At 61.8% G+C, this 4,046-nt stretch carries 3 protein-coding genes; 2 read left to right on the plus strand and 1 reads right to left on the minus strand.

The window, feature by feature from the left end:
• Nucleotides 1-1,496 (plus strand): glucose-6-phosphate dehydrogenase (gene zwf / locus ACPYOP_RS32560; protein WP_481414321.1); only part of this gene is annotated, 1,496 nt, incomplete at its 5' end.
• A gap of 202 nt (nt 1,497-1,698) precedes the next feature.
• On the opposite strand, the gene ACPYOP_RS32565 is transcribed toward zwf, so the two are convergent.
• Nucleotides 1,699-2,097, minus strand: a complete 399-nt coding sequence (locus tag ACPYOP_RS32565; RefSeq protein WP_481414322.1) for a hypothetical protein — start codon at nt 2,095-2,097, stop codon at nt 1,699-1,701.
• A 330-nt stretch (nt 2,098-2,427) separates the two neighbouring features.
• On the opposite strand from ACPYOP_RS32565, the gene ACPYOP_RS32570 reads away from it, so the two are divergent.
• Complete coding sequence (locus ACPYOP_RS32570; protein ID WP_481414323.1) at nt 2,428-3,948, plus strand: helicase HerA-like C-terminal domain-containing protein; 1,521 nt, start codon at nt 2,428-2,430, stop codon at nt 3,946-3,948.
• Nucleotides 3,949-4,046: the final 98 nt, after the last annotated feature.

Consider the following 4,046-nt stretch of genomic DNA (forward strand, 5'->3'; position numbering starts at 1 on the left):
CGCCCCTGACATTCGTGATTTTCGGCGCTGCCGGCGATCTCACCCGGCGCCTGCTGATCCCGACGCTGATCAACATGACCCGCAGCGGGCTTGTCGGAGAGGATCTGCACATTCTCGGCATCGGCATCGAGACCGGCGGCGTCGACATGCTCTTGGACCGCCTGGAATCGTTCCTGAAAACCTCCGGCGACATGGAGGACCCGGAACGGCAGGCGGCGTGGCAAAGCCTGCGCAAGCGCATCAGCTACATCTCCGGCGACTTCACCCAGAATGGCGTCTACAAGGAGATCACTGATCATCTGTCGCATGCGCCGAGCGCCAATGCGGCCTTCTATTTCGCCGTGCCGCCGCGCTTCTTCGGCGACATCGCCGAAAAACTCTCCGAAAATGGGCTGATGAACGAGGCGACCGGCGCCTTCCGCCGCATCGCGATCGAAAAGCCCTTCGGCCATGATCTTGCTTCGGCACAGGCGCTGAACGCACGGCTTCTCAATCATGTCGCGGAAAGTCAGATCTATCGCATCGACCATTTCCTCGGCAAGGAAACGGTGCAAAACATCATGACGACGCGCTTCGCCAACATGATGATCGAGGCGCTGTGGAACAACAATTACATCGACCACGTGCAGATCACGGCGGCCGAGGTGGTCGATGTCGGCATGCGCGGCAAGTTCTACGATGCGACCGGCGCGCTTCGCGACATGGTGCCGAACCATCTCTTCCAGTTGCTGGCCATGGTGGCGATGGAGCCACCGAACAGCTTCGATGCGGAATCGATCCGCAACGAAAAGGGTAAGGTGCTGAAAGCCCTGCGCGTGTACACGCGCGAAGAAGCGGCCAAGAACGGCGTGCGCGGCGCCTATGCGGCCGGCCCGCTCGCCGGCCACGATCTGCCTGCCTATACCGAGACCACCGATGTCGCGCCTGACAGCAACACCGAAACCTTCGTGGCACTGAAGCTCCTCGTCGATACCTGGCGCTGGGCCGGCGTGCCCTTCTACCTGCGCACCGGCAAGGCGATGAAGGCACGCGATACGGAAGTGGTCATCACCTTCCGCCAGGTGCCCTTTGCACAATTCCCGCGTCACAGCTCCCGCCCCGAGCTGCCACCGAACAGGCTGATCATCCAGGTGCAGCCCGACGAGGGACTGGACATGGAAATCTCCATCAAATCGCCGGGCCTTGTGCTGAAAACAGCGCCGGTCTCGCTCGACTTCCGCTATGCCGACAATTTCGATATCGGCAAGCAGACCGGCTACGAGAGCCTGTTCTACGAACTCTTCGTCGGCGACCAGACGCTCTTCCAGCGCGCCGACGGCATCGAAGCCGGCTGGGCCGCCGTGCAGCCCTTCCTCGATCTCTGGGCGGAAGGCGGCAAGCCCGACCCCTATGCCCCCGGCAGCACAGGCCCCGCCTGCGCCGACGAACTCATCGAACGCGACGGCCGCAAATGGCATCAGATCGACGGGGCGACGCCGAGCGGCAGAAGGGTTTGAAAGCGAAGGGCCGATATCTATTAAACAAGTCCTTTCTTCAGAATCAAAAAGCCTCGTGGGATCACCACGAGGCTTTTTGGTGTCTAACGCGTGTCGTGATCTTTCAGATTCGCTCCATGCGCCTTGAACCTTTGATTTGTCGCATGTCGTTATCGCAAAACCGCGGCGCACTATTGCGCGACATGCTCCAGGAAAATACCGATCAGATAAACTGATGCAGGCCCGGGACGGAACTGACGACCTGGTCGACCACTTCATCGCCGGCATGCTGGCGGGCGGTTGCGATCGTCTCCTTGGCGAGCGAGGTGATTTCGCCCATGCTGAGGCCGCTGCTCATCAGTTGCTGGCCGAGCGCCATCAGGCCGCCGCCACCGCCAACGGCGCTGAGCAAGCCACCCAGCAGACCGCCGCCGCCGGTGGTTTCTTCGCCGTTATATTGCGCAACGAGATCGGTGGCGCCGGGAATGGATTCGATCATCTTGGTGACGGGACCATCCGGAGCTTCGCGCTGCAGGAAGCCGAGAATCATGCCGACGGCCTTTTCCGCGAGGTCGGGAGCGATGCCGGCTTTGGTCGCGATCTGATCAATAACTTCGTTCACTGTGGCCTCCTGCCTTTACGACGTTAACGTCAACGTAACTGAATGAAGCAACCGGCACAAGCCGCGCCGGAGGGTCATTACACTACCAGAAGCGGAACCGTGATGCGAATGGTTGTCCCCGCTCGGGTCAGTTCTTATAACAGTGTCGGGACAAATCGATGAATGGCCCTGGCAGCCCGAAAAAGGCTGCTGTGCCGCCGCCCTAGAACCGGATGATTTTGGATCGAATCGATCCAAAATCATCCGGTTCTAGAATCAAATAGGTAGAGCATGATGTCGTCTGAAAACCGATGACACTTTTCAGCATCATGCTCTAAGGGAGACGACACCATGCCGCAGCAGGATGGACAGATTTTCGTCGGCGCGAGCCGCAATCCGGATGAAAGCATCAACAAGGACGAGTTCCTGACGCTGAAATTCGGTAACCGGCACGGTCTCGTCACCGGCGCGACCGGTACGGGCAAGACAGTGACGCTGCAAGTGCTGGCGGAAGGGTTTTCCAAGGAGGGCGTGCCCGTGTTCTGCGCCGACATCAAGGGCGATCTCTCCGGCATCTCCGCCAAGGGCGAGGCCAAGGATTTCCTGCTGAAGCGCGCCGAGGAGATCGGCCTGTCGCCCTATGAGTTCGATCAGTTCCCGGTCATCTTCTGGGATCTTTACGGCGAAAAGGGCCACCGCGTGCGCACTACCATCGCCGAGATGGGTCCGCTGCTGCTGGCGCGGCTGATGGATGCCTCGGAGGCTCAGGAAGGCGTGCTCAACATCGCCTTCAAGATCGCCGATGAAAACGGGCTGGCGCTGCTCGACCTCAAGGACCTGCAGGCGCTGCTGAACTATATGGGCGAGAATGCCAGCGAGCTTTCCAGCAAGTATGGCCTGATCTCGAAATCCTCCGTCGGCTCGATCCAGCGTGCCTTGCTCGTGCTGGAGCAGCAGGGCGCCGAAAACTTCTTCGGTGAGCCGGCGCTGAAAATCTCCGACATCATGCGGGTCAGCAACGACGGCTACGGCCAGGTTTCGGTGCTCGCAGCCGACAAGCTGATGATGAACCCGCGCCTCTACGCCACCTTCCTGCTATGGCTGCTCTCCGAACTCTTCGAGGAACTGCCCGAAGTGGGCGATCCGGAAAAGCCGAAGCTGGTCTTCTTCTTCGACGAGGCACACCTGCTCTTCAACGATGCGCCGAAGGTGCTGATCGAGCGCGTCGAGCAGGTCGTGCGCCTGATCCGCTCCAAGGGCGTCGGCGTCTATTTCGTCACCCAGAACCCGCTCGATGTGCCGGAGACGGTGCTGGCGCAGCTCGGCAACCGCGTGCAGCACGCCCTGCGCGCCTATTCGCCGCGCGAGCAGAAGGCCGTGCAGACGGCCGCCTCGACATTCCGGCCCAATCCCGCTTTCGATTGCGCCACGGTCATCACCACGCTCGGCACCGGCGAAGCGCTGGTGTCGATGCTCGAAGGCAAGGGCGCGCCGTCGATCGTCGAGCGCACGCTGATCCGCCCGCCGTCCGGCCGTATCGGCCCGGTCAGCGACGCCGAGCGCCAGGCCGTCATCAATGCCAGCCCGGTCGCCGGCATCTATGACCAGACGATCGATCGCGAATCGGCTTATGAAATCCTGGCGGAGCGTGCACGCAAGGCAGCCGCGCCGCAGAGCGAGAGCGAAAGTGCGGGCGATGGCTGGACGCTGCCGGGATTCGGCAGCGACAGCAACAAGCCGGCGGGTCGAGGTCGTTCCGGCTATCAGCGCGAGACGATCATGGAAGCAGCGTTGAAGAGCGTGGCGCGCACGGTCGCCACCCAGGTTGGGCGTGCTCTGGTGCGTGGCATCCTCGGCAGCCTGAAGCGGTAGAAGCTCACCCTCCCCTTGAGGGGGAGGGTCGGACCGCAGGTCCGGGGTGGGGTGATCTGCGGCGATCTCGGTAGGTCCGAGTGTCCCCCCCCCCCCCC

It is taken from the genome of Rhizobium sp. KNZ2-6A, assembly GCF_056755475.1.

What these genes read in the sequence shown, in the direction of transcription:
- ACPYOP_RS32570 (WP_481414323.1), top strand. Translation starts at nt 2,428, where the DNA reads ATGCCGCAGCAGGATGGACAGATTTTCGTCGGCGCGAGCCGCAATCCG.